Raw genomic sequence first — 24,624 nt, forward strand, 5'->3', positions numbered from 1 at the left:
CCCGCGGACCGGGAAGGTGAGCGGATGGGTGCCGCTGACGAGACCCGGGACGGGGTGTCGCTGACCAATCTGGACCAACCGCTCTTCGACGGGGCCGGGGCGACCAAGCGCGACCTGGTCGACTACCTGGACGCCGTGCACGAGCGGATCCTGCCGGAGCTGCGCGACCGGCCGCTGTCGGTGATCCGGGTCCGGCCCGGCCAGGACCCGTTCATGCAGAAGAACCTGCCGAAGTACACCCCGGACTGGGTGCGCCGCACCGAGGTCTGGGCGGAGGCGTCGCACCGGCGCATCTCGTACGCCCTCTGCGACGACCGGCGCACCCTGCTCTGGTTCGCCAACCAGCGGGCCGTGGAGTACCACCCGACGCTCGGCCGCGCGGGCGACCCCGAGCACCCGACGCACCTGGTGCTCGACCTGGACCCGCCACCGGGCGACTCCTTCGGCATGGCGGTGCAGGCCGCGCTGCTGGTCCGGCAGGCGCTCGCCGACGCCGGGCTGGCCGGGGCGGTGAAGACGAGCGGCGCCAAGGGTGTGCACGTGATCGTGCCGGTGGATCCGGCGACCACCGCCGAGGAGGCGGCCGCCGCGACCCGGGCCCTCGCCGTCCATGCCGAACGGCTCGACCCGGCGCTGGCCACCACCGCGTTCATCGTCGAGGACCGGGGCGGCCGGGTCTTCGTCGACTCCACCCGGTCGTACGGCGCGACGGTGGTGGCCGCCTACAGCCCGCGGATCCGGCCCGGCACCCCGGTGTCGTACCCGGTCGGCTGGGCCGACGTGGAGTCGGTGACGCCGGCCGAGTTCACCGTGCGGACGGTGCCGGGGCTGCTCGGCGACCGGGACCCGTGGGCCGAGGCGCTGCCGGCCCCGCAGCGCCTCCCGGCCGACCTGGTCGCCGAGGGGCGGACCATCCCGGTCGCCCGGGTGCAGGCCATGCACGAGGGCAAGCGCCGGGCCCGGGCCCGGCGGCAGGCCGGCTGACCGGCGGGGTTCAGCGGGGCTCGGTGACGGTGCTCCGACCGGCGAGGGTGCTGTCCGGGCCGTGGGGACCGCCCCCCGGATGCGCGAGAGCCCGGACCGTTCGGCCCGGGCTCTCGCGTGTCTGTGCCCCCGGCAGGATTCGAACCTGCGCCCCCGCCTCCGGAGGGCGGTGCTCTATCCCCTGAGCTACGGGGGCTCAGCGACCCGAGAAGAGTAGCAAACCCCTTCCCAGATCACCGAATCGGCCACCCCGCGCGATCTTCGGCGGGTCAGGCGGCGGCCACCGGGCGGCCGCAGCTGGGCAGCGGGTGCAGGACGATCCGGCGCGGCAGGCGGCGGGGCCATTCGTTACGGGGCCAGGAGCCGTCCACGATCAGGTGCACGGTCCGCTCCTCGCCGCCGCTGAGCCGCAGCACGAAGTCGCGGGGGAGCGGCGGGTCGACCGACGGCGTGGTGATCATGAAGCGCACCCGGCCGCGGGACGAGACCGCCGAGATCACGTCCGCCGCCGGCATGGTGCCGCGCAGGCGTACCCGGCCGATCCAGTAGACCTCCGCGGCGTGCTCCTGCGCGGCCCGCGTGATCGACGGGTACTCGCTGCGGACCCAGCGCTCGACCGCGCCGACGCAGAGCCCGCAGGCCCGCTCGCGGGGCTCCCGCGGGCCCAACCCCCAGGCCCGCAGGTACGCCCCGACCGTGCCGGCGTCCATCGTCAGGTCGAACCGGCGCTGGATGAGGGTGGTCAGGCTCTGTCGCGTCCAGAGCTCCTCGTCCAGGCCCAACTCGTCGGGGTGGACGCCCCGCAGGCCGTCGATCAGTTCGAGTTCCTGTTCGCGGCTGAGCGTTCCCGACTCGCCCTGCCGGAGTCCGCGACGGACGGCTGCCACCGCCCCGTCACCGCCGATGGTGTGGCGCCGGCACCAACTGGTCACCGACCGCCCTGCGTCTCTGAGTGCAACCCCCACGCCCTGCGCAACGAGCCCGAATCGCAACTGGTCACGATATGTGGGGAGAAAAGTCTCCAAGCCGCTCAATAGGTTGGAATACCCAAACCGTTATAAAGCGGCATACCGGACAGGAGGTTCCGGGGACGCGGAAGGGCCCGCGTCGCGCACGACGCGGGCCCTTCCGGAGCAGGTGTTACGCAGCGCCGCCCAGCCGCTTGAGCGCGGCCTGGAGGTTGGTCAGATCCGTCTGCTGGGTGTTCTTCATGACCTGGGCGACCGCCAGCACGTCCTGGTCGTGCCCCTCGTCGAGGACGCCCTGGATCATGTGGATGCCGCCGAGGTGGTGCTTGATCATCATCTGCAGGAAGAGCACGTCGAAGTCGTGCCCGTGGGCGGCCCGCAGCTTGGCCATCTCGTCGGGTGTGGCCATGCCGGGCATCAGGCCGTTCGTGACCAGGCCGGCGCCGTCCGGCATCCAGGCCATCGGCGGCTGGTCGCCGGTCGGGTCCAGGTGCCACGACCGCAGCCAGGTCTGCATGGTGCCGATCTCACCCTGCTGGCCGGTGGCGATGTCGCCGCCGATCTGCCGTACCTCCGGGTCCTGGCCCTGCTGGAAGGCCATCAGCCCCATCTCGACCGCCTGGGCGTGGTGGGTGCTCATGTCCCGGGCGAAGCCCGCCTCCGGCGAGTTGTCGCCCGGGCGGGTGAAGGTCGGGGTGAGCAGGCCGCCCGCGTACCCGAGGAGGAGACCGACCACGACGGCGACGGCCACGGCCAGCAGGCCGAACCGGCGCGCGGGCCGCCGGCCACCCTCGGTGGCCGGCGCCTCGTCCAGGTCGGTGTCCATCGTCACGGGAGCGGTCATCGCGGCGTCCTCACTGCTGGACCGGCTGGTCCATCTGGTTGCCCAGGTCACGCGGGGTGGTGCCGGTCGCGGTGACGCCCTGGGCACAGTTGGCGTTCGGGCCCTCGACGGAGGCGTTCACCCGCAGGGTCTTGATGAACTCGTCGATCCGGCTGTCGTCGGCGTTGTCGACCTTGAGCTGGAAGCCCCAGGCCTGCAGCGAGATCGGCTTGTCCAGCCCGTCGAACGGGCTGAGCATCAGCTTCTCCTTGCCCTGGACCTTGGCCTTGAGCTTCGCCACCTGGTCGGCCGGCAGGTCGGGGCGGTAGGTGATCCAGACCGTGCCGTGCTCCAGGCTGTGCACCGCGTGCTCGTTGGCGATCGGGGCGTCGTAGACGTCACCCATGCAGTTCTGCCAGGCCGGGTTGTGCGGGCCGGCCACCGGCGGCAGCACGTCGTACTTGATCGTGCCCTGCTGGTGCTGGCCGCCCTGGACCAGGCCCTTGTCCTTCTTGCGGAAGTCGACCACGCCGCTGATCGCGTCGGCCCGGTCCTGCCACGGCTGGGAGCCCTTGTACGCCGCCCAGGCGCCGTAGCCGATGATGCCGGCGGCCAGCACGCCGACGGCGACGAAGAGTGCGATCGGACCCCAGGACCGACCCTGGCTGACCTTGACCGGGGCGACCGGCTTGCGGCCCTTGCCTCCGGCGGTCTGGCGCGGGGTGCCCTTGCCGGCCTTGCCACCGGCGGGCTTGTCGGCAGCGGCCGGCCGGCCGGCGGCCGGCTTCTTGCCGGTGCTGACCACGGTCGGGCGGCGCTCCGGGCCGCCCGGGGTGCTGATGCTCATCGTGCCTCGTCAGGTCGGTCGGTCAGGGAGCCGCGGGGCAGGTTCACATGCTGGTCGCCGCCGCGGGGACCGAGTCTACCCCCGATAACATGGTTCGGTGACTCCCGCAGAACTCGCCGAGGTCGTCCTCTCCGCAGCCCACGCCGTCTTCGAAGATCGGGGCCTGGACCGCTCCGCGCTGCCCGCGCAGACCACGGTCGAGCGACCTCGCAACTCCGAGCACGGCGACTACGCCTCGACGCTGGCGCTGCAGCTCAGCAAGAAGGTGGGCGTACCCCCGCGGGAGTTGGCCGCCGCGCTGGCCGAGCAGCTCGGCAGGGCCCAGGGGATCAAGTCGGTGGAGATCGCCGGCCCCGGCTTCCTGAACATCCGGCTCGACGCGGCCGCCGCCGGCCAGCTCGCCAAGGTCATCGTCGAGGCCGGCCCGGAGTACGGCCGCAGCGACGCCCTCGCCGGCCAGAAGATCAACCTGGAGTTCGTGTCGGCGAACCCGACCGGCCCGGTGCACATCGGCGGGGTCCGCTGGGCGGCCGTGGGCGACGCGCTCAGCCGGCTGCTCCGGGCCACCGGCGCCGACGTCGGCACGGAGTACTACTTCAACGACGCCGGCTCCCAGATCGACCGGTTCGCCCGCTCGCTGCTCGCCGCGGCCAAGGGCGAGCCGGCCCCGGAGGACGGCTACGGCGGCGCGTACATCGCGGAGATCGCCGCCGAGGTGGTCAAGCGCCGGCCCGAGGTGCTGGACCTGCCCGAGGCCGCCGCCCAGGAGGTGTTCCGGGTCGAGGGCGTCGAGCTGATGTTCGCCGAGATCAAGTCGTCGCTGCGCGACTTCGGCGTGGAGTTCGACACCTACTTCAACGAGAAGGACCTGCACGACCGGGGCGAGCTGGACAAGGCGCTCGACCGGCTGCGGGAGCAGGGGCACCTCTACGAGTCCGAGGGCGCGACCTGGCTGCGCACCACCGACTTCGGCGACGACAAGGACCGGGTGCTGCGCAAGTCCAACGGCGAGTGGACCTACTTCGCCGCCGACTGCGCCTACTACCTGGACAAGCGCGAGCGCGGCTTCGAGCGCGTCGTGATCATGCTGGGCGCCGACCACCACGGCTACATCGGCCGGATGAAGGCGATGGCGGCCTGCTTCGGCGACGACCCGGACCACAACCTGGAGATCCTCATCGGCCAGCTGGTCAACCTGCTCCGCGACGGTGCCCCGGTGCGGATGAGCAAGCGGGCCGGCACCGTGGTCACCCTGGAGGACCTGGTCGACGCGATCGGCGTGGACGCCGCCCGCTACGCGCTGGCCCGCTACTCCAGCGACTCGCCGATCGACATCGACGTCGAGCTGTGGACCCGGGCCACCCGCGACAACCCGGTCTACTACGTGCAGTACGTCGCCGCCCGGACGGCCAGCGTCGGGCGCAACGCCGCCGAGGTCGGGCTGACCCGGGGCGACGCCGCCGACTTCCACGCCGAGCTGCTCTCCCACGAGAAGGAGAACGAGCTGCTCAAGGCGCTCGCCGAGTTCCCCGCCGTGGTCTCCTCGGCGGCCGAGCTGCGCGGGCCGCACCTGGTCGCCCGCTACCTGGAGCGGCTGGCCGGGGCGTACCACCGGTTCTACGACAACTGCCGGATCCTGCCGCGCGGCGACGAGGAGATCACCGACCTGCACCGGGCCCGGCTCTGGCTCAACGACGCGACCCGGGTGGTCATCGCCAACGGCCTGCACCTGCTCGGCGTCTCCGCCCCGGAGAGGATGTAACGCGATGCGCGCGCACGAGGCCGGTGCCCTGCACGGCGAGATCGGCACCCGGGGGCCCGCGTGGCTGCGGACCCCGGTCGACGTCAACGCCCTGGTCCCGCAGCTCTGGCCGCGCAACGTCGCGCGCGCCGAGGGCGGCGCGCTGACCGTCGCCGGCCTGGACGTCCGCGACCTGGCCGCCGAGTTCGGCACCCCGGTGTATGTGCTGGACGAGGACGACCTGCGCTCGCGCTGCCGCGAGTTCCGGGCCGCCTTCCCCGACGCCGACGTCTACTACGCCGGCAAGGCGTTCCTCTGCCGCGCCGTGGTCCGCATGATCGCCGAGGAGGGCCTGTTCCTCGACGTCTGCACCGGCGGTGAGCTGGCCACCGCGCTGTCGGCGGGGATGCCGCCGGAGCGGATCGGCTTCCACGGCAACAACAAGTCGGTGGCCGAGCTGACCCGGGCGGTCGACGCCGGGGTGGGCCGGATCATCGTCGACTCGTTCGCCGAGATCGACCGGCTCACCGCGCTCGCCCGCGAGCGCGGGGTACGCCCCCGGGTGCTGGTCCGGGTCACCGTCGGCGTGGAGGCGCACACCCACGAGTTCATCGCCACCGCGCACGAGGACCAGAAGTTCGGCTTCTCCCTGGCCGGCGGGGCGGCGGCGGCCGCCGCCTTCAAGATCCTCGACGAGGACGTGCTGGAGCTGCGCGGGCTGCACTCGCACATCGGCTCGCAGATCTTCGACGCCAGCGGCTTCGAGGTCTCCGCCCGCCGGGTGCTCGCCCTCCAGGCGCAGATCCGCGACGCCCGCGGCGTGGAGCTGCCCGAGCTGGACCTCGGCGGCGGCTTCGGCATCGCGTACACCACCCAGGACGACCCGGCCGCGCCGGGCGACCTGGCCAAGCGGCTCCGCAAGATCGTCGACAGCGAGTGCTTCGCCGAGAAGCTGCGAGTGCCGCACCTGTCCATCGAGCCCGGCCGGGCGATCGTCGGGCCGGCGATGTTCACCCTCTACGAGGTCGGCACGGTCAAGGACGTCGACGGCCTGCGGACGTACGTGAGCGTGGACGGTGGGATGAGCGACAACATCCGCACCGCCCTCTACGACGCGTCCTACTCGGCGACGGTGGCCAACCGCACCTCGGTGGCGGAGCCGATGCTCGCCCGTGTGGTGGGAAAGCACTGTGAGTCCGGGGACATCGTGGTGAAGGATGAATTCCTGCCCGCCGACGTGCAGCCCGGAGATTTTGTCGCGGTGCCCGGCACCGGGGCCTACTGCCGGAGCATGGCCAGCAACTACAACCATGTCCCGCGGCCCCCGGTCGTCGCCGTCCGCGACGGTCGGGCCCGGCTGATCGTCCGCCGGGAGACCGAAGACGACCTGCTCGCATTGGATGTCGGATGACCTCACCCGTTCGCTTGGCGCTGCTCGGCTGCGGCACGGTCGGCAGCGACGTGGTTCGGCTGCTGCACGAGCAGTCGGCCGACCTCGCCGCCCGGATCGGCGCCCCGCTGGAGATCGCCGGGATCGCCGTACGCCGGGTCGGCCGGGACCGCGGCGACCTGCCGGTCGACCCCGCGCTGTTCACCACCGACCCGCTCGGGCTGGTCAAGCGGGACGACGTGGACATCGTGGTGGAGGTGGTCGGCGGCATCGAGCCGGCCCGGGGCTGGCTGGTCGAGGCGCTGCGCGCGGGCAAGAGCGTGGTGACCGCCAACAAGGCGCTGCTCGCCGAGGACGGCGCGACGCTGCACGACGCGGCCGCCGAGGGCGGCGCCGACCTCTACTACGAGGCCAGCGTGGCGGGCGCCATCCCGCTGCTGCGCCCGCTGCGCGAGTCGCTGCACGGCGACCGGATCAACCGGGTCACCGGCATCGTCAACGGCACCACCAACTTCATCCTCTCCGCCATGGACGCCACCGGCGCCGGCTTCGCCGAGGCCCTGGAGGAGGCCACCGAGCTGGGGTACGCGGAGGCCGACCCGACGGCCGACGTGGAGGGCTTCGACGCCGCCGCCAAGGCGGCCATCCTCGCCTCGCTGGCGTTCCACACCCGGGTGACCGCCGCCGACGTCCACCGCGAGGGGATCACCGAGGTGACCGCCGCCGACGTGGCCAGCGCCAAGGCGATGGGGTGCACCATCAAGCTGCTCTGCATCGCCGCCCGGGGCGCCGACGCGGCCGGCCACGAGACGGTCAGCGTCCGGGTGCACCCGGCGATGATCCCGCTGACCCACCCCCTCGCGGGCGTCGGCGACGCGTTCAACGCGGTCTTCGTCGAGGCCGAGGCGGCCGGGCAGCTGATGTTCTACGGCCGGGGCGCCGGCGGCGCGCCGACCGCCAGCGCGGTCCTCGGCGACGTGGTGGCGGTGGCCCGCAACCGCCTCGCCGGGGTGCACGCGGCCAGCGAGTCGGCGTACGCGGACCTGCTGGTCCGGCCGATGGGCGAGGCCCTCACCCGTTACCACATCAGCCTCGACGTGACCGACCGGCCGGGTGTGCTGGAGGCGGTGGCCGGGGTCTTCGCCCGGCACGAGGTCTCCATCGCCACGGTGCGGCAGGGCCCGGCGGGCGGCGGTCCGGCCGGCCGGGGCGAGGACGCCGAGCTGGTCATCGTCACCCACGTGGCGCCCGACGCCGCGCTCGCGGCCACCGTCCGGGAGCTGCGCGGGCTGGCGATCGTCCGCTCGGTGACCAGCGTGCTCCGGGTCGAGGGCGGGGCGTAGCCTCCCGTCCCGCCTGATGGTTAAGGGGAGGTGTGCCGGCGGCCGGTCCGGGAGGCTGGTCCACGCTGGTAGGGGCGGCCCCCATGCGGCCGGGGCGCGAGAGGCGAGGAGTGCGACATGTGGCGGGGTCTGATCGAGACGTACCGCGACCGGCTGCCGGTCACCGACGCCACTCCGGTCGTCACCCTGCACGAGGGGAACACCCCGCTGCTGCCGGCGCCGGTGCTCTCGGCCCGGGTCGGGGCCGACGTCTGGCTCAAGGTCGAGGGCGCCAACCCGACGGGCTCGTTCAAGGACCGGGGCATGACGGTCGCCGTCTCCAAGGCCGTCGAGGCCGGTGACAAGGCGATCATCTGCGCCTCCACCGGCAACACCAGCGCCTCCGCCGCGGCGTACGCCGCCCGCGCCGGGATCACCTGTGCGGTGCTCGTGCCGCAGGGCAAGATCGCGCTGGGCAAGCTGGCCCAGGCGCTGGTGCACGGCGCCAGGCTGCTCCAGGTGCAGGGCAACTTCGACGACTGCCTGGCGCTCGCCGGCAAGCTCGCCCAGGACTACCCGGTCGCCCTGGTCAACTCGGTGAACGTGGACCGGCTGCACGGGCAGAAGACGGCCGCCTTCGAGATCGTCGAGGCGCTGGGCGACGCGCCGGACATCCACTGCCTGCCGGTCGGCAACGCCGGCAACATCTCCGCCTACTGGATGGGCTACTCGGAGGACCGGGCGGCCGGCCGGGCCACGAGGGCCCCGAAGATGTACGGCTTCCAGGCGGCCGGCGCGGCCCCCATCGTCACCGGCAAGGTGGTGCCGGAGCCGTCGACGATCGCCACCGCCATCCGGATCGGCAACCCGGCGAGCTGGACCAAGGCGATCGACGCCCGGGACGCCTCCGACGGGCTGATCTCGGCGGTCACCGACCGGGAGATCCTGACGGCGTACCGGCTGCTGGCCCGCGAGGTGGGCGTCTTCGTCGAGCTGGGCAGCGCGGCCAGCGTGGCCGGTCTGCTCCAGCAGTCCGCCGCCGGCCGGGTGCCGGCCGGGGCCACCGTGGTCTGCACGGTCACCGGCCACGGCCTGAAGGACCCCGAGTGGGCCATCTCCACCGCCCCCGCCCCGCTGACGATCGCCAACGACCCGGTCGCCGCCGCCCGCTCCCTCGACCTCGCCTGACCCCGGTCGGCACCGCGCCGGACCGGCCGGGTCGGGGTGGGTGCCTGGGAGCGTGACCGGGTGCGGCAGACTTTGTGGACTTCACAGACCCTTTTCCAGGAGTGAGTAACGCCGATGTCGCTGCTCGCCAGATTCAGCCTTGCCAACCGGGGGCTGATCGCCCTCATCGCACTGGTGACCACGGCGTTCGGGGCGTTCGCCGTGCCGTCGCTGAAGCAGCAGCTGCTGCCGTCGCTGGAGTTCCCCGCCGCGTTCATCGTGGCGCCCTACCCGGGCGCCGCGCCGGAGATCGTCGAGTCCCAGGTCGCCGAGCCGATCGAGAACAGCCTCCAGGGCATCCCGGGCCTGGAGAAGGTGACCTCGACCTCGCGTGAGGGCGCCGCCACCGTCCAGGTGCAGTACGCCTTCGGCACCGACCTGGACGACGTGGTCAACAAGATGCAGACCGCGCTGAGCCGGATCGACGGGCAGCTGCCCGCGGGGGTGGACCCGCAGGTCGTCGCGGGCAGCACCGACGACCTCCCGGCCGTGGTGGTCGCCGCGACCGGCGGCGGTGACGAGCAGGCCCTGGCCGACAAGCTGCGGGCCACCGTCGTACCCGAGCTGGAGGGACTGGACGGGGTGCGCACGGTCGAGGTGACCGGCACCCGCGACCAGGTCCTGCTGATCACCCCCGACCCGGTGAAGCTGGCCGCCGCCCGGCTCGCCCCGACCGCCATCGCCGAGGCGCTCAAGACCAACGGGGTCGCGCTGCCCGCCGGCGCGGTGGCCGATGGCAGCCGGTCCCTTCCGGTGCAGGTCGGCACTCCGATCCGAACCGTGGACGACCTGCGCGGCATCGTGCTCGCCACCGCCCCCGCCGCCCCGGTGCGCCTCGGCGACGTGGCCCGGGTGGCGGAGCAGCTCGCGCCGGCCAGCGGGTTCACCCGGACCGACGGCAAGCCGAGCCTGGGCATCGCGGTCACCGCCACCCCGGACGGCAACGCGGTCCGCATCTCGCACGAGATCCGGGACCGGCTGGACGCGCTGGCGGCCGCCTCCAACGCCGACCTGACCGTGGTCTTCGACCAGGCGCCGTTCGTCGAGCGGTCCATCGAGAGCCTCACCACCGAGGGCCTGCTCGGCCTGCTGATGGCGGTCGTGGTGATCTTGGTCTTCCTGCTCTCGGTCCGCTCCACCGTGGTCACCGCGGTCTCCATCCCGCTCTCCGTGCTGGTCGCGCTGATCGCGCTCTGGGCCGGCGACTACTCGCTCAACCTGCTCACCCTCGGCGCGCTGACCATCGCGGTCGGCCGGGTCGTCGACGACTCCATCGTGGTGCTGGAGAACATCAAACGGCACCTGGAGTACGGCGAGCCGAAGCGGGAGGCCATCCTCGGCGCGGTCCGCGAGGTCGCCGGGGCGGTGACCGCCTCCACGCTCACCACGGTGGCCGTCTTCGCGCCGATCGCGCTGGTGGGCGGCTTCGTCGGGCAGCTCTTCGCGCCGTTCGCGATCACCGTGACGGTGGCCCTGCTCGCCTCGCTGCTGGTCGCGCTGACCGTCATCCCGGTGCTGGCGTACTGGTTCCTGAAGCCGCGGCGCGGCGCGGACGACGCGGCCGCCCGGCGCGCCGCCGAGGAGAAGGAGCTGCGCAGCTCGTTGCAGCGGGGGTACCTGCCGGTCATCGGCTTCGCCACCCGGTCCCGCGGCACCCGCTGGGCCACCGTCGGCCTGGGCCTGCTGGTGCTGGTCGGCACCTTCGGCCTGGCGCAGAAGCTGGAGACCAACTTCCTGGATGACTCCGGCCAGCTCACCCTCTCCATCCGGCAGGAGCTGCCGGCGGGCACCGGGCTGACCGGCACCGACCAGGCCGCCGCCCGGGTGGAGGAGGTCCTCCGGCGCACGCCGGGGGTGAAGACGTACCAGGTCTCCGCGGGCGGCAGCGACAACCCGTGGGTGGGCGGCGGCAACAACATCGCCTCCTACTCGGTGGCACTCGCCGACGACGCCGACGCGACGAAGGTCCGCGCGAGCCTGCGCGAGGAGTTCGACGCGCTCGGGCCGGAGGCCGGCGAGCTGAGCTTCGGCGCGGGGGAGAGCGCCAGCTCCGCCAACCAGCTCGAGGTGATCGCGAAGGCCGCCGACCAGGACACCCTCACTCGGGCCGCCGAGGCCGCCCGGGACGCCCTGGCCGGTACGCCGGGCGTCGAGGACGCGGCCAGCAGCCTCGCCACCCGGGTGCCCCGGGTCGAGGTGACGGTCGACCGGGTCGCCGCGGCCCGGGCCGGGCTCACCGAGGCAGCCGTCGGGCAGCTGGTCGCCCAGGCGTACCGGGGTGCCCCGCTGGGCCAGGTCACCGTCGACGGCCGGCCGCGGGACGTGGTGCTCAGCAGCGGGGCCCGGCCGCCGCTGACCGTCGACGAGCTGCGGGCGCTGCCGGTCGGCCGGGTCAAGCTGGACGACATCGCCGACGTCGACCAGGTCGAGGGTCCGCAGCAGGTGACCCGGATCGACGGGGAGCGCAGCGTCTCGATCACCGGTACGGCCACCGGCTCCAACCTCGGCGCCACCACCCAGGAGCTGCAGAAGCGGCTGGACGCGCTGGACGTGCCGGGGGCGACGTTCACCATCGGCGGGGTCAGCGCCGACCAGAAGGACGCCTTCGCCGACCTGGGGCTGGCCGTGCTGGCCGCGATCGCGATCGTTTTCCTGATCATGGTCGGTACGTTCCGCAGCCTGACCCAGGCGCTGATCCTGCTGATCTCCGTCCCGTTCGCGGCCACCGGCGCGATCGCGCTGCTGCTGGCCACCGGCACGCCGCTGGGCGTCCCGGCGCTGATAGGCGTGCTCATGCTGGTCGGCATCGTGGTGACCAACGCGATCGTGCTGCTCGACCTGATCAACCAGTACCGGGCGCAGGGCATGGGGGTCGCCGAGGCGGTGGTCGAGGGTGGCCGGCGGCGGCTGCGGCCGATCCTGATGACCGCGGTCGCCACCGTGTTCGCGCTGCTGCCGATGGCGCTGGGCCTCACCGGTGAGGGAGGCTTCATCTCCCGCCCGCTGGCGATCGTGGTGATCGGCGGCCTGATCAGTTCGACGCTGCTGACCCTGATCCTGGTGCCGACCCTCTACACCATGGTGGAGCGCACCAAGGAGTCGCTGCGGGCCCGCCGGGCCCGCCGCCGGGGCACCCCGGTGCCGGCCCGGACGCCGGAGCCGGAGTTGGTTCCGGTCACCGTCGGGGCTCGTGCGGCGGCCGACGACAGCGCCGCGCCGCGGGCCGCCGAGCCGCCGGCCCGCCCGGCCCCGTCGGCCGCGCTGATCGACGGTACGGACCAGTTCGAGGTGCTCCGCCTGCCGAGGAGCCGCCGTTCCCCGCTGCCGCCGGGAGACTGATCCACCCGCGCCCGCTGCCTCGGGCGCGGTTGCCCGGAAAGAGTGGCTGTCCCGCCCGGGACGGCCACTCTTTCCGGTTCGTGCGGCCACCGCCCGGACGCGGCGACGCGGGAACGGTACGGTGAGTGAGCCTATAGCTGCGGTTGGTGTCGGTGCGTCCCCGCTGCTGGGGGCGGCCGGAGTGGGAGCGGGGGCATGGCGGACGGCGGGGGCCGGTGGGGCAGGCGCACGATCCTGCGCCGGGCCACCCTGCTGGCCGGCGGCGCGGCGCTGGGGGTCGCCGCCACCTCGCAGACCGTCTGGATCGCCGACCGTCGGCTTCCGCTCGCCGGCGGGCCCGCCAGCGCCACCCTGGGCAACCGCCACCAGCAGGTCGGCGCCGGTTCCGTCGAGGTCGCCTGGGGGGTACGCACCAGCGAGCGCATGATCGCGCTCACCTTCGACGACGGCCCGCAGCCACAGTGGACGCCGATGGTGCTGGACATCCTGGAGCGGTACGCCGTCCCGGCCACCTTCTTCCTGGTCGGGGAGCGGGCCCGGCAGCACGCCGGCCTGGTGCGCGGCCGGCTGGCCCGGCACGAGGTCGGCAACCACAGCTGGGCCCACCACGACCTGGCCCGGATGGACGCGCACACCGCGTACGACGACCTGAAGCGCAGCCACGACGCGATCGCCGAGGCGGCCGGGACGGAGCCCCGGCTGCTCCGCCCGCCCTGGGGGCACCTGGGCGGCGCGGTGCTGCACGCCGCCGCCCGGCTGGACTACTCGCTCGTGCTGTGGACGTTGCAGATGAGAGAGGACGAGTTCCCGCACGACCCGTCCGGTCACGCCCGGCGGATCGTCGCCGACGTCCAACCCGGCACGATCCTGCTCGGCCACGACGTCGGCCACGAGCAGCGCCTGGTGGCGCTCCGCGGCCTGCCGGAGATGATCACCGGGTTGCGGGACCGCGGCTACCGGTTCGTCACGGTCTCCCAACTGCTCGGGCACACCGTCGGAGTGGCCCGGTAAGGTTCCCGCGTGTCGCCGACCCTTTCCGTGCTGGTCCGCAACCGTGACTTCCGCAGCCTCTTCCTCGCCGAGCTGGTGGTGTTCGGCGCCGACTGGTTCGTCATGGTGCCGCTGCTGGTGCTCCTGCCGGAGCTGACCGGCAGCGGGGTGTGGGGGGCGCTGGTGCTCGCCGTGGACACCGGCACGACGGCGCTGCTGCTGCCGTACACCGGGACCATCGCGGACCGGTTCGACCGGCGGAAGATCATGATGGTGGCGAACCTCGCCGCGCTGGCCGGCATCCTGCTCCTGCTCGGCGTCCGGGGCGCCGGGACGGCCTGGCTGGCCCTGGTGTCGATCGCGCTGGTGGCGGTGGCGAAGGCGTTCTACTCGCCGGCCGCCCAGGCCGCCCTGCCGAACGTGCTCGACCCGGCGGACCTGGCCGCCGGCAACGCCGTCGCCGGTTCCGCCTGGGGCACCATGACCGTGGTCGGCGCCTCGCTCGGTGGCATGCTCAGCGCCGCCGCCGGGCCGTACGTCAGCTTCTGGGTGGCGGCGGGCGGCCTGGCGGTGGCCGCGGGCCTGGCCGCGCTGATCCGACGGCCGTTGCAGGCGCCCCGCGACCCGGCGCTGGCCACCCCGCGCACCTGGCCGGCGATCCGCGAGGCGCTGGGCTACATCGCGCACCGGCCGCGGGTGCTCGCCCTGGTCACCGTGAAGTCGGCGGTCGGCCTGGGCAACGGGGTGCTGACCGTCTTCCCGCTGCTCGCCGCGGTATACGGGGCCGGGCCGATCGGCACCGGCCTGCTCTTCGCCAGCCGGGGTGCGGGTGCCCTGGTCGGCCCGATCCTGATGCGCCGGGTGCTGTCCAACCGGGCCTGGCTGCTGACCGGCCTGGCGCTGTCCATGTCCCTCTACGGCGTGGCCTACCTCGGCACCTCGGTGGTCGACTGGTTCCCGCTGGTGCTGGTCCTGGTCTTCCTGGCCCACCTCGGCGGCGGCAGCAACTGGGTGATGTCCAACTACGCCCTGCAGGGCGAGGTGCCGGACCGGCTGCGGGGCCGGGTCTTCGCCACCGACATGATGCTGGCGACGCTGGCCATCTCGGTCAGCCAGCTCGTGGTGGCGCTGGTGGTGGACGCGGTGAACGAGCGGACCGTGCTGGCCGGCTGTGGCCTGGTCACGGTGGTCTACGCGGTGGGCTGGCGGCTGGCCACCCGGCGGCTCTCGCTCACCGACCCCGCGGAGCAGCCGGAGCCCACCCGCGCCGCCTGACCCGGCCCGCGGCGGCCGGCCCGGGCTGGATCCGCTCGTGCCAGGCTCAGGCCGGCTCGTGCGGCTGCGGTTGCCATCGACGGAGTCGGCGTCAGGCCAGCGTGGCCGGGCCGGTCCCACGGTCCGGGCGGACCAGCGCGTGGCTGGTCCGGAGCCCTAGCATGAGTCGGTGCCGATGACTTTCGCCTCCGGTCCCGTGCGGGTCCGGGTGCCCGCGACCAGCGCCAATCTGGGCCCGGGCTTCGACGCGCTCGGGCTGGCCCTCGGGCTCTACGACGACGTGGCGGCCGAGGTGATGCCGGAGGGCGTCCGGGTGACGGTCGCCGGCGAGGGTGCCGGCGAGCTGCCCGCCGACGAGCGGCACCTGGTGGTGACGTCCATGCGGGCCACCTTCGACGTGCTGGGCGGGCATCCGCCGGGGCTGGCGCTGGAGTGCGTCAACCGGATCCCGCAGGCCCGGGGCCTCGGCTCCTCCTCGGCGGCCATCGTCGCCGGGGTGCTGCTGGCCCGCGCGCTGGTGACCGACGGCGCCACGCGGCTGGACGACGCCGCCGCGCTCCGGCTGGCCGCCGAGATCGAGGGGCACCCCGACAACGTCGCGCCGTGCCTGCTCGGCGGCTTCACGATCGCCTGGACGGAGTCGGCCGGGGCCCGGGCGGTCTCCCTGCCCGTCGCGGAGGCCGTCCGCCCCACCGTTTTCGTGCCCGGCGAACGCGGCCTCACCGCCGCCGCGCGGGCCGCGCTGCCGGCCACCGTGCCGCACCCGGACGCCGCGCTGACCGCCGGGCGGGCGGCGCTGCTGGTGCACGCGCTGACCAGCGATCCGGCACTGCTGCTCCCGGCCACCCTCGACCGGCTGCATCAGGACTACCGGGCCCCGGGGATGCCGGCGACCGCGGCCCTGGTGGGGGCGCTGCGTGCGGCGGATGTGGCGGCTGTGGTCAGTGGGGCGGGCCCCACCGTCCTGGCGTTGACCGAGGTCCCGACGGGATTCCACGCGGGAACAAACTGGCTGCGGTGGGAGTTGCCGATAGACGTCAGCGGTGCCCGGGTTGCCCGGGGTAGACTGAGACACGCCGAGCGGGACCCTGTTGCCGCAGGTCGGAAGAGTTGATTACGCTCTAGACTCAGCACAGCCGCGAAGCATGCGATCTTCCTGCGGGTCGGCGCACCCCCGAAGCTCTCGGCGGTCAGCCCGTCACCCCTGCCAAAGGCCCACGCCGCACCGCAGTTTCCACAGGTCGCCGCAGACGGCGAGACCTGCTCACCGATGTCGGTGAGTCGGGAAACCGACCGGCTGCTGTGTCACAGACTCCCGCGCCGCGTCAGGCGAGGCGGGTGCACCGAGGCCGCCCGGCCACCTGTTCCACGACTCCGGGCAGCCCCGGCCTATCGAGGGAAGGAATCCATTGAGCGACACCACCGACGTGACGTCGGATGTTTCCAACGTCGCTGGCGATGCCACCACCGCCGCCCCCACGCGCCGCCGGCGCAGCGGTACCGGCCTGTCGGCGATGCTGCTGCCAGAGCTCCAGAGCCTGGCCGCGTCGCTCGGTATCTCCGGTACGGCTCGCATGCGTAAGGGCGAGCTGATCAGCGCGATCACCGAGCGGCAGGGCGGCGCCGCCGCCGGGACCCCTCGACCGCGGGCCGAGGTCGCGGCCGCGGCCGCACCCGTCCGGGAGGAAGTGCACGCCGAGGTGCGCGAGGAGCGCGCCGAGGCCGAGCGTCGCCCGGCGGAGCAGGCCGCCGAGCCGACCGAGGGTCGCACCCGGTCCCGCCGGGGCCGGGCCGCGAACGCCGAGGCGCGGCCGGCGGAGACGCGTACCGAGGAGGCCACCGCCGAGACCGGCGAGCGGGCCGAGCGCGGCGAGGGCCGTGGCCGTGAGCGGGCCGAGCGCGGTGAGCGGGCCGAGCGCGGTGAGCGGGCCGAGCGCGGTGAGCGGGCCGAGCGCGGTGAGCGGGCCGAGCGCGGTGAGCGGGCCGAGCGCGGCGAGCGGGCCGAGCGCGGCGAGCGGGCCGAGCGCGGCGAGCGCGGCGGCGACCGCACCGAGCGCAACGAGCGGGCCGACCGTGGCGAGCGGGCCGAGCGCAACGAGCGCGGTGACCGGGGCGAGCGCAACGAGCGCAACGACCGCGGTCAGCGGGCTGAGCGCGACCACGACGGTGACGAGGACGGCGAGGGCGGCGGCCGGCGCGGCCGGCGCAGCCGGTTCCGCGACCGTCGGCGTGGCCGCGGCGAGCGGGCCGAGGGCGGCGACGGAGGCGGCCGCGAGCCGCAGGTCGGCGAGGACGACGTGCTCGTCCCGGTCGCCGGCATCATCGACGTGCTCGACAACTACGCCTTCGTGCGGACCACCGGCTACCTGGCCGGCCCGAACGACGTCTACGTCTCGATGTCCCAGATCAAGAAGTACGGCCTGCGCCGCGGTGACGCCATCACCGGCGCCGTGCGGGCGGCCCGGGACGGCGAGCAGCGGCGCGACAAGTACAACCCGCTGGTCCGGCTCGACACCATCAACGGGATGGAGCCGGAGGAGGCGAAGCGTCGGCCGGAGTTCTACAAGCTCACTCCGCTCTACCCGCAGGAGCGGTTGCGGCTGGAGACCGAGCCGCACATCCTGACCACCCGGGTGATCGACCTGGTGATGCCGATCGGCAAGGGGCAGCGGGCGCTGATCGTGTCGCCGCCGAAGGCCGGTAAGACGATGGTGCTGCAGGCGATCGCGAATGCGATCACCCGCAACAACCCGGAGTGCCACCTGATGGTGGTGCTGGTCGACGAGCGGCCGGAAGAGGTCACCGACTTGTCTCGGTCGGTGAAGGGCGAGGTCATCGCGGCCACGTTCGACCGTCCGCCGCAGGACCACACCACGGTGGCGGAGCTGGCGATCGAGCGGGCGAAGCGCCTGGTCGAGCTGGGGCACGACGTGGTCGTGCTGCTCGACTCGGTGACCCGGCTCGGTCGGTCGTACAACCTGGCGGCGCCGGCCAGCGGCCGGATCATGTCGGGTGGTATCGACTCCACCGCGCTCTACCCGCCGAAGCGCTTCCTGGGCGCGGCCCGCAACATCGAGAACGGCGGCTCGCTGACCATCCTCGCCACCGCGCTGGTGGAGACCGGTTCGATGGCCGACACGGTCATCTTCGAGGAGTTCAAGGGCACCGGTAACGCCGAGCTCAAGCTGGACCGGAAGATCGCCGACAAGCGCGTCTTCCCGGCGATCGACATCAACCCCTCCGGCACCCGCAAGGAGGAGGTCCTGCTCGCGCCGGAGGAGCTGGCGATCGTCCACAAGCTCCGGAAGGTGCTGCACTCGCTGGACTCGCAGGCGGCGCTCGACCTCCTGCTCGACCGGCTCAAGCAGTCCCGGACGAACATCGAGTTCCTGATGCAGATCGCGAAGTCCACCCCGGGCGAGTGACCTGACAGGAGAGACGCGAAGAAGGGCACGGCCTGCGGGCCGTGCCCTTCTTCGCGTACCGGGACGAGCAGTGAAGTTTTTCTTCGGTTAGGCCCCAGGGTATTGAAACTTCTATGCAGGCTCTGTTGACTGTGGTCCATGCGCATCCGCAGTCGATCCGCCCGTCTCGCCGGTGTCCTGCTGCTGACGCCGATGCTCACCCTGGTCGGACCCGTCCCGGCCGGCGTCGCGGCACCCGCCGCCCCGCCGAGCACCCCCGCCGAGGACGCCCCGGCAGCGTCGTCCCGCCCCGACTCCGCGGTGGCCCTGGCCCGAGAGGGCGCCGCCGGTCTGGCGCCGGCCGGTGGCCTGGACACCGCGAAGACCACCCGTCCGGTCGCCCCCGGACTCGACCTGACCTCCTTCGACCGGTACGACGCCGACGGCTGGCTGCGCGCGGACGCGCTCACCGCCGACCTCTCCGGCGGCGTCACCGTGGACTACGTCAACTCCGGCGCGGTCACCAGGGACGAGCCGCTGCGCACCGCGGTGGACCGCGCCCGCGCGGTGGCCGCCGTCAACGGTGACTTCTTCGACATCAACAACTCCGGCGCCGCGCAGGGCATCGGCATCCGCTCCGGCGAGCTGATCCAGTCGCCGGTCGCCGGGCACAGCAACGCCGTCGCGGTCAGCGCGGAAGGGCTGGGCCGGGTCATCCAGATCGGCTTCGAGGGCAGCGCGACGCTGCCGGTCGGGCCGGTCCCGCTGACCCAGTTCAACAACATGGTCCAGCCGAACGGCATCGGAGTCTTCACCCCGCTCTGGGGCTCGTACACCCGGCAGCGGGCGGTGAGCGGCGCGGCGCGGCTGGTCGAGGTGACGGTGACCGGCGGCAAGGTGGCGACCGTGGCCACCGCCGCGGGCGAGGGCCCGATCCCGGCCGGCAGCACGGTCCTGCTCGGCCGGGAGGCCGGGGCGGACGCCCTGGCGGCGCTGCGGCCGGGCGACCCGGTCGGCCTGACCTGGCGGCCGAAGGCCTCCGACGGCACCAGCCCGCGGGCGGCGGTCGGCGGCGGCAGCGTGCTGGTCCGGGACGGGGTGGTGCAGGACATCGCCGACCAGAGCCTGGCCCCGCGCACCTCGGTCGGCTTCTCCGCCGACGGCCGCAAGCTGATCATGATGACGGTGGACGGCCGGCAGGTGGACAGCCGGGGCGTCACCCAGACCGAGATGGGCCGGATGATGCGCGAGCTGGGCGCGTGGAACGCGCTCAACCTCGACGGCGGCGGCTCCTCGACCCTGCTGGCCCGGGAGCCCGGCGCGGCGGCGGTCCAGGTGGAGAACAGCCCCTCGGACGGCAGCGAGCGCCCGGTGCCGAACGGCCTGGCCATCTACGCCCCCGAGGGCAGCGGCCGGCTCACCGGCTACTGGCTGGAGACCGCCAGCGACCCGACCGCGGCGCCCGGCGTCGCCCCGGTCCGCGGCGGCCGGCCGGACCGGGTCTTCCCCGGCCTCACCCGGCGGCTCACCGCCGCCGGCTACGACGAGACGTACGGGCCGGCGGCCGGCGCGCCGCAGTGGCGGGCCGACCCGGCCGCCCAGGGCACGGTGGACGACGAGGGCGTGTTCCGGGCCGGCCGGCCCGGCCACAGCACCGTCACCGCCTGGCGGGAGGAGGCGCGGGGCGCCCTCGACCTGACCGTGCTCGGCCCGCTGGAGCGGATCGACGCGACCGTCGACCGGCTCGGCCTGAACAAGGCGGGCGACACCGCCCTGTTCGGCGTGGTGGGCTACGACGCCGAGGGCAACACCGCGCCGATCGAGCCCGCCGACCTGAAGCTGGAGTACGACAATGACCTGCTCGCCATCACCCCGAGGGCGGACGGCAACCTGGACCTCAAGGCCCTCGGCGACACCGGCTCCGCCCTGGTCGCCGTGACCGTCCGCGGGACCCGCACGGTGCTGCCGGTGACCATCGGCCTGACCGACGTGCCGGTGGCGGGCTTCGACGACGCCGCGTCCTGGAAGTTCAGCCAGGCCCGGGCCAGCGGGGCCGTCGCCCCGGCTCCCGGGCACACCGGCACCGGCCTGAAGCTCTCCTACGACTTCAGCCAGTCCACCGGCACCCGGGCCGCGTACGCGGACCCGCCGGCCTGGATCGACGTGCCCGGCCAGCCGCAGGCCTTCGGCATGTGGATCAAGGGCAACGGCACGGGGGAGTGGCCCAGCCTGCACCTGCACGACGCCCAGGACACCCAGTTCGTGCTCCGCGGCCCGTACGTCACCTGGACCGGCTGGCGCTACGTGGAGTTCGCCGTCCCGCCCGGGGTGCAGTACCCGGTCCGGGTGCGCCGGTTCTACGTGGCCGAGACCGACCCGGCCAAGCAGTACAAGAGCGAGGTCGTCATCGACGACCTGGTGGCCCGGGTGCCGCCGACGGTGCAGGTTCCGGCCGAGGAGAACCGCACCGACCGGGTGGTGCTGCGCGACGGCACGGTGGACGGCGCACCCTGGCGGTTCGCGGTGATGTCCGACGCCCAGTTCGTCGCCGCCGACCCGGACAGCGACCTGGTCGCCCAGGCCCGCCGTACGCTCCGCGAGATCCGGGCGGCGAAGCCGGACTTCCTGGTCATCGACGGGGACTTCGTGGACACCGCGTACCCGGCCGACTTCGCGCTGGCCAAGCGGATCCTGGACGAGGAGTTGGGCGGCGAACTGCCCTACTACTACGTCCCGGGCAACCACGAGATGATGGGCGCCCCGATCGACAACTTCCGCAGCGTCTTCGGTGACACCTCGCGGGTCTTCGACCACCAGGGCACCCGGTTCGTCACGCTGAGCACGGCGACCGGGTCGCTGCGCGGCGGCGGCTTCGACCAGGTGGAGCTGCTGCGGGACACGCTCGACGCGGCCGCCGCCGACCCGGCCGTCGGTTCGGTGACGGTGCTCTTCCACCACCCGCCCCGCGACCCCAGCCCGGCCAAGGCCAGCCAGCTCCTCGACCGCAAGGAGGCCGCCCTGGTCGAGCAGTGGCTGGCCGACTTCCAGCACCGCACCGGCAAGGGCGCGCTGATGGTCAACGGGCACGTCGGCACCTTCCACGCCGACCGGGTGGACGGCGTGCCGTACGTGATCAACGGCAACTCGGGCAAGAACCCGTCCACCCCGCCGGAGCTCGGTGGCTTCACCGGCTGGACCGAGTTCGGCGTCGACCCGGTCACCCCGCAGGAGGCCGAGCGGGCCCGGCGCGACCCCCTCGCCGAGGGGCCGGACTGGGTCGAGGCGGAGTTCCACGCCCACGTCGACCGGCTCAGCCTGGCCGCGCCGGCCAGCGTCGCGGTCGGCGCCCCGGCGCCGGTCACCGCCACCCTCACCCAGCCCGGCGGCCGGACGATCCCGGTGGCCGCGCCGGTCAGCGCCGACTGGTCCGCTTCACCGAACCTGCTCGTCGGCGGGGCCGACGAGGTGAAGCCGTGGCACGTGGCCCGGTTCGACCCGGCCACCGGGCGCCTGACCGCGCTGCGGGCCGGCGGCCAGGTGGTGCTCGCGGTGACCGTCAACGGCGTCCGCGCCGAGGCGACGGTGACCCTGACGGCGGCGGAGGCGCCCGCCGCCTGAGCGGGAAGCAGGGGCCCCCTGTTAACACCTGGCGTTAACAGGGGGCCCGTGCTCTACCGGAGGCGTTAACAAGGGGCCCCTCCTTGCACCCTCAGAAGTCGCCCTCGGCGACCTGGAACACGGTCAGGCCGAGTGAGCGCCACATCCGGACCACCTGCTGCCGATCGTCGAAGACGCCGGCCACCCGGTACCGGCCCTTGATCTCGCGCTCGTAGATCTCCTGCTTGACCACGGCGTCCTTGCGGTTGTCGCCGACCGCCCGCAGGTGCAGCGCCAGGTAGGGGACCTTGACGTGCCGGTCCAGCCAGGCCTCGGTGGCCGGCCGCGCGGTCGCGTCCCGGCCCGAGCAGAAGACCACCCCGTGCCCGGCCGCGTGCATCGCCCGCACCGCCGCGATCACCGCCTCGTTCGGCGCGTCCTCCCCGACCCGGGTCATGTCGTACGGGCTGCGGGAGACGTTCAACGCCACCGTGCCGTCGATGTCGACCAGCACGATCGCCGGTGGCTCGGGGTGCGGCGGGTGGACCCGGGCCGGCGTGCCCGTGCGGGCCGTCGGCACCGGCAGCGGTAACGGCCGGTCGGCCAGGTAGCGCTCGTGCAGCCGGCGGATCGCCGCCTCGCCGACCCGGTCCGCCTCCGGCCGCGCGGCGTCCCGGCGCAGGCACTCCTCCAGCGGCACGTCGGTGAAGTCGTGCACCTCGAACGCGGCGCCGAACCGCTCGGCCAGCTCGGCCCAGTCCCGCAGCGTGCGGGAGCGCAGGTTGGTGTCGTCCACGCAGACGCTCACCCGGGCCGCCAGCAGCGCCTCCACCTGAGCCCGCTGGGCCCGGGTGACCTGCCCCTCGGCCCACTGGGTGAAGAGCCGCTCGCCGTGCATCATCCGGCGCAGGTCGTCGCGGTTGACCCGGACCACCCCCGGCTGGAGCCGCCGGGCGAAGGTGGTCTTGCCGGAGGCGGGCAGCCCACGCGTCGCGATCAGGCAGAACATCCGCTTCACCCCTGTCCGTCCGATCCCGGTGCCACGGTACGACGGGGAATGCCCCCGGTCCGGGCGGGAATGCGTACGACGAGGCGAGCGTTGCGCCTGCCGGACCTCGTGTGCGGCCCGCTCGCCGGGTCGGCGGACGCCCATGGCACACTGGTCAATCGGCCACCGGTTCCGGTTCACGCCCAGAGCCCGTCGCGAACGACGGGGAGCACGACGGGCGACCCGGCGACCACCGACGAAAGGACCGAGGCGACATGAAGCCCAACATCCACCCGGAGTACGTGACCACCGAGGTCCGCTGCTCCTGCGGCAACACCTTCACGACCCGTAGCACCGCCAAGGGCGGTCAGATCAGCGTCGAGACCTGCAGCGCCTGCCACCCGTTCTACACCGGCAAGCAGCGCGTCCTGGACACCGCCGGTCGGGTCGCGAAGTTCCAGCAGAAGTACGCCAAGGTTCAGGCCAAGAAGGCCAAGTAGCTCCACCGACGACGCCCGTGTCCGGCTCCGCGCCGGGCGCGGGCGTTCGTCCGTTCTCGCCCGTTTATTCCCATCCCCGCCGGGTCGCCGTCGAAGGAGCATCCGCAGCATGAGCAGTGAGCGCCTGGCCGCCCTCCTCGACGAGTACGCCGAGCTGGAGCGGCGGCTGGCCGACCCGGCCATCCACGCCGACCAGGGCACCGCCCGGCGGGTCGGCCGGCGCTACGCCGAGCTGGTCCCGCTGCAGAAGGCCGCCGGCGAGCTGGAGCAGGCCCGCGCCGACCTGACCGCGGCCCGCGAGCTGGCCGCCGAGGACCCGGCCTTCGCCGCCGAGGCGGAGGCGATCGCCGCCACGCTGCCGGCGCTGGAGGAGAAGCTCGCGGAGCTGCTGATCCCGCGCGACCCGCACGACGCCAAGGACGTCATCGTCGAGATCAAGGCCGGCGAGGGCGGCGAGGAGTCGGCGCTCTTCGCCGGCGACCTGCTCCGGATGTACACCCGGTACGCCGAGCGGCACGGCTGGACCACCGAGGTGATCGACTCCCAGGACTCCGACCTCGGCGGCGTCAAGGACATCTCCCTGGCGATCAAGACCAAGGGCGTCCCGGAGGGCGGCAACGGGGTCTGGTCCCGGCTCAAGTGGGAGGGCGGCGTGCACCGGGTGCAGCGCGTCCCGGTCACCGAGTCGCAGGGCCGGATCCACACCAGCGCGGCCGGCGTGCTGGTGCTGCCGGAGGCCGAGGACGTGGACGTCAACATCGACCCGAACGACCTGCGGATCGACGTGTTCCGCTCGTCCGGGCCCGGCGGGCAGTCGGTCAACACCACCGACTCGGCGGTCCGGATCACCCACGTGCCGACCGGGATCGTGGTCTCCTGCCAGAACGAGAAGTCGCAGCTGCAGAACCGGGAGCAGGCCATGCGGATCCTGCGGGCCCGGCTGCTCGCGGCGGCGCAGGAGCAGGCCGACGCGGCCGCCTCGGACGCGCGCAAGGCGCAGGTCCGCACGGTGGACCGGTCCGAGCGCATCCGGACGTACAACTTCCCGCAGAACCGGATCACCGACCACCGGATCGGCTACACGGCGTACAACCTGGACCTGGCGCTGGCCGGGGAGCTGGACGGCGTGCTGGACGCCCTCACCGAGGCCGACCGCGCCGCCCGCCTGGCCGGCGAGACGGAACTCACCCGCCGCTGAGCTGACCCCGCCGGGCCGGACGCCCCGGCGG

Annotated in this window: 17 protein-coding genes and 1 tRNA gene; 13 read left to right on the forward strand and 5 right to left on the reverse strand. The window is 73.6% G+C overall.

Annotated features, from left to right (window positions below; all coding sequences use genetic code 11):
• Window positions 1–24: 24 nt before the first annotated feature.
• Window positions 25–984 carry a non-homologous end-joining DNA ligase gene (gene ligD / locus Q2K19_RS16540; RefSeq protein ID WP_302772064.1) on the forward strand — a complete coding sequence of 320 codons (960 nt, stop codon included), beginning with the start codon at window positions 25–27 and terminating at the stop codon, window positions 982–984.
• Between the two features lie 124 nt (window positions 985–1,108).
• Here the strand turns inward: ligD and Q2K19_RS16545 are convergent.
• The 4 genes from Q2K19_RS16545 to Q2K19_RS16560 all read right to left on the reverse strand — a co-directional run bounded on the left by Q2K19_RS16545 (window position 1,109) and on the right by Q2K19_RS16560 (window position 3,622).
• Window positions 1,109–1,180: transfer RNA gene (locus tag Q2K19_RS16545), tRNA-Arg, on the reverse strand.
• A gap of 73 nt (window positions 1,181–1,253) precedes the next feature.
• Entirely contained in the window at window positions 1,254–1,949 is a 696-nt protein-coding gene (locus Q2K19_RS16550; RefSeq protein ID WP_302772550.1) for a winged helix-turn-helix domain-containing protein, read from the reverse strand.
• A gap of 175 nt (window positions 1,950–2,124) precedes the next feature.
• On the reverse strand, window positions 2,125–2,796 hold the full coding sequence (locus Q2K19_RS16555) for a DUF305 domain-containing protein (RefSeq protein WP_302772065.1): 672 nt from the start codon (window positions 2,794–2,796) through the stop codon (window positions 2,125–2,127).
• A 10-nt stretch (window positions 2,797–2,806) separates the two neighbouring features.
• Complete coding sequence (locus tag Q2K19_RS16560; RefSeq protein ID WP_302772066.1) at window positions 2,807–3,622, reverse strand: DUF3105 domain-containing protein; 816 nt, start codon at window positions 3,620–3,622, stop codon at window positions 2,807–2,809.
• Between the two features lie 97 nt (window positions 3,623–3,719).
• On the opposite strand from Q2K19_RS16560, the gene argS reads away from it, so the two are divergent.
• The 10 genes from argS to Q2K19_RS16610 all read left to right on the forward strand — a co-directional run bounded on the left by argS (window position 3,720) and on the right by Q2K19_RS16610 (window position 21,928).
• Window positions 3,720–5,384: an arginine--tRNA ligase gene (gene argS, locus Q2K19_RS16565; protein WP_302772068.1), complete on the forward strand. Its 1,665-nt coding sequence runs from the start codon at window positions 3,720–3,722 to the stop codon at window positions 5,382–5,384.
• A gap of 4 nt (window positions 5,385–5,388) precedes the next feature.
• Window positions 5,389–6,774: a diaminopimelate decarboxylase gene (gene lysA, locus Q2K19_RS16570; protein ID WP_302772070.1), complete on the forward strand. Its 1,386-nt coding sequence runs from the start codon at window positions 5,389–5,391 to the stop codon at window positions 6,772–6,774.
• Window positions 6,771–8,096: a homoserine dehydrogenase gene (locus tag Q2K19_RS16575; protein ID WP_302772071.1), complete on the forward strand. Its 1,326-nt coding sequence runs from the start codon at window positions 6,771–6,773 to the stop codon at window positions 8,094–8,096. The genes lysA and Q2K19_RS16575 overlap by 4 nt, the downstream gene beginning before the upstream one ends.
• Window positions 8,097–8,213: 117 nt before the next feature.
• Complete coding sequence (gene thrC, locus Q2K19_RS16580; protein ID WP_302772073.1) at window positions 8,214–9,263, forward strand: threonine synthase; 1,050 nt, start codon at window positions 8,214–8,216, stop codon at window positions 9,261–9,263.
• A gap of 114 nt (window positions 9,264–9,377) precedes the next feature.
• Complete coding sequence (locus Q2K19_RS16585; protein WP_302772075.1) at window positions 9,378–12,641, forward strand: efflux RND transporter permease subunit; 3,264 nt, start codon at window positions 9,378–9,380, stop codon at window positions 12,639–12,641.
• Window positions 12,642–12,836: 195 nt separating this feature from the next.
• Window positions 12,837–13,652 (forward strand): polysaccharide deacetylase family protein, encoded by an 816-nt coding sequence (locus Q2K19_RS16590; RefSeq protein ID WP_302772077.1) that lies wholly within the window; start codon window positions 12,837–12,839, stop codon window positions 13,650–13,652.
• A gap of 9 nt (window positions 13,653–13,661) precedes the next feature.
• Window positions 13,662–14,906 carry an MFS transporter gene (locus tag Q2K19_RS16595; RefSeq protein ID WP_302772081.1) on the forward strand — a complete coding sequence of 415 codons (1,245 nt, stop codon included), beginning with the start codon at window positions 13,662–13,664 and terminating at the stop codon, window positions 14,904–14,906.
• 175 nt (window positions 14,907–15,081) lie between these two features.
• Entirely contained in the window at window positions 15,082–16,020 is a 939-nt protein-coding gene (gene thrB, locus Q2K19_RS16600) for a homoserine kinase (protein ID WP_302772551.1), read from the forward strand.
• Between the two features lie 295 nt (window positions 16,021–16,315).
• Window positions 16,316–18,331 carry a transcription termination factor Rho gene (rho, locus tag Q2K19_RS16605; protein WP_302772083.1) on the forward strand — a complete coding sequence of 672 codons (2,016 nt, stop codon included), beginning with the start codon at window positions 16,316–16,318 and terminating at the stop codon, window positions 18,329–18,331.
• 138 nt (window positions 18,332–18,469) lie between these two features.
• Window positions 18,470–21,928 (forward strand): phosphodiester glycosidase family protein, encoded by a 3,459-nt coding sequence (locus Q2K19_RS16610; RefSeq protein ID WP_302772085.1) that lies wholly within the window; start codon window positions 18,470–18,472, stop codon window positions 21,926–21,928.
• 91 nt (window positions 21,929–22,019) lie between these two features.
• Here the strand turns inward: Q2K19_RS16610 and Q2K19_RS16615 are convergent, their stop codons facing one another.
• The gene (locus Q2K19_RS16615; RefSeq protein WP_302772087.1) at window positions 22,020–22,916 is read right to left on the reverse strand and encodes a phosphatase domain-containing protein; all 897 of its coding nucleotides are present in this window, start codon (window positions 22,914–22,916) and stop codon (window positions 22,020–22,022) included.
• Window positions 22,917–23,170: 254 nt separating this feature from the next.
• On the opposite strand from Q2K19_RS16615, the gene rpmE reads away from it, so the two are divergent.
• On the forward strand, window positions 23,171–23,395 hold the full coding sequence (gene rpmE / locus Q2K19_RS16620) for a 50S ribosomal protein L31 (protein WP_073834647.1): 225 nt from the start codon (window positions 23,171–23,173) through the stop codon (window positions 23,393–23,395).
• Window positions 23,396–23,504: 109 nt separating this feature from the next.
• Window positions 23,505–24,593, forward strand: coding sequence for a peptide chain release factor 1 (gene prfA / locus Q2K19_RS16625; RefSeq protein ID WP_302772090.1), 1,089 nt, complete (start codon window positions 23,505–23,507; stop codon window positions 24,591–24,593).
• The last annotated feature ends 31 nt before the right edge of the window (window positions 24,594–24,624 follow it).

This window comes from Micromonospora sp. NBRC 110009, assembly GCF_030518795.1.
GTDB lineage: Bacteria > Actinomycetota > Actinomycetes > Mycobacteriales > Micromonosporaceae > Micromonospora.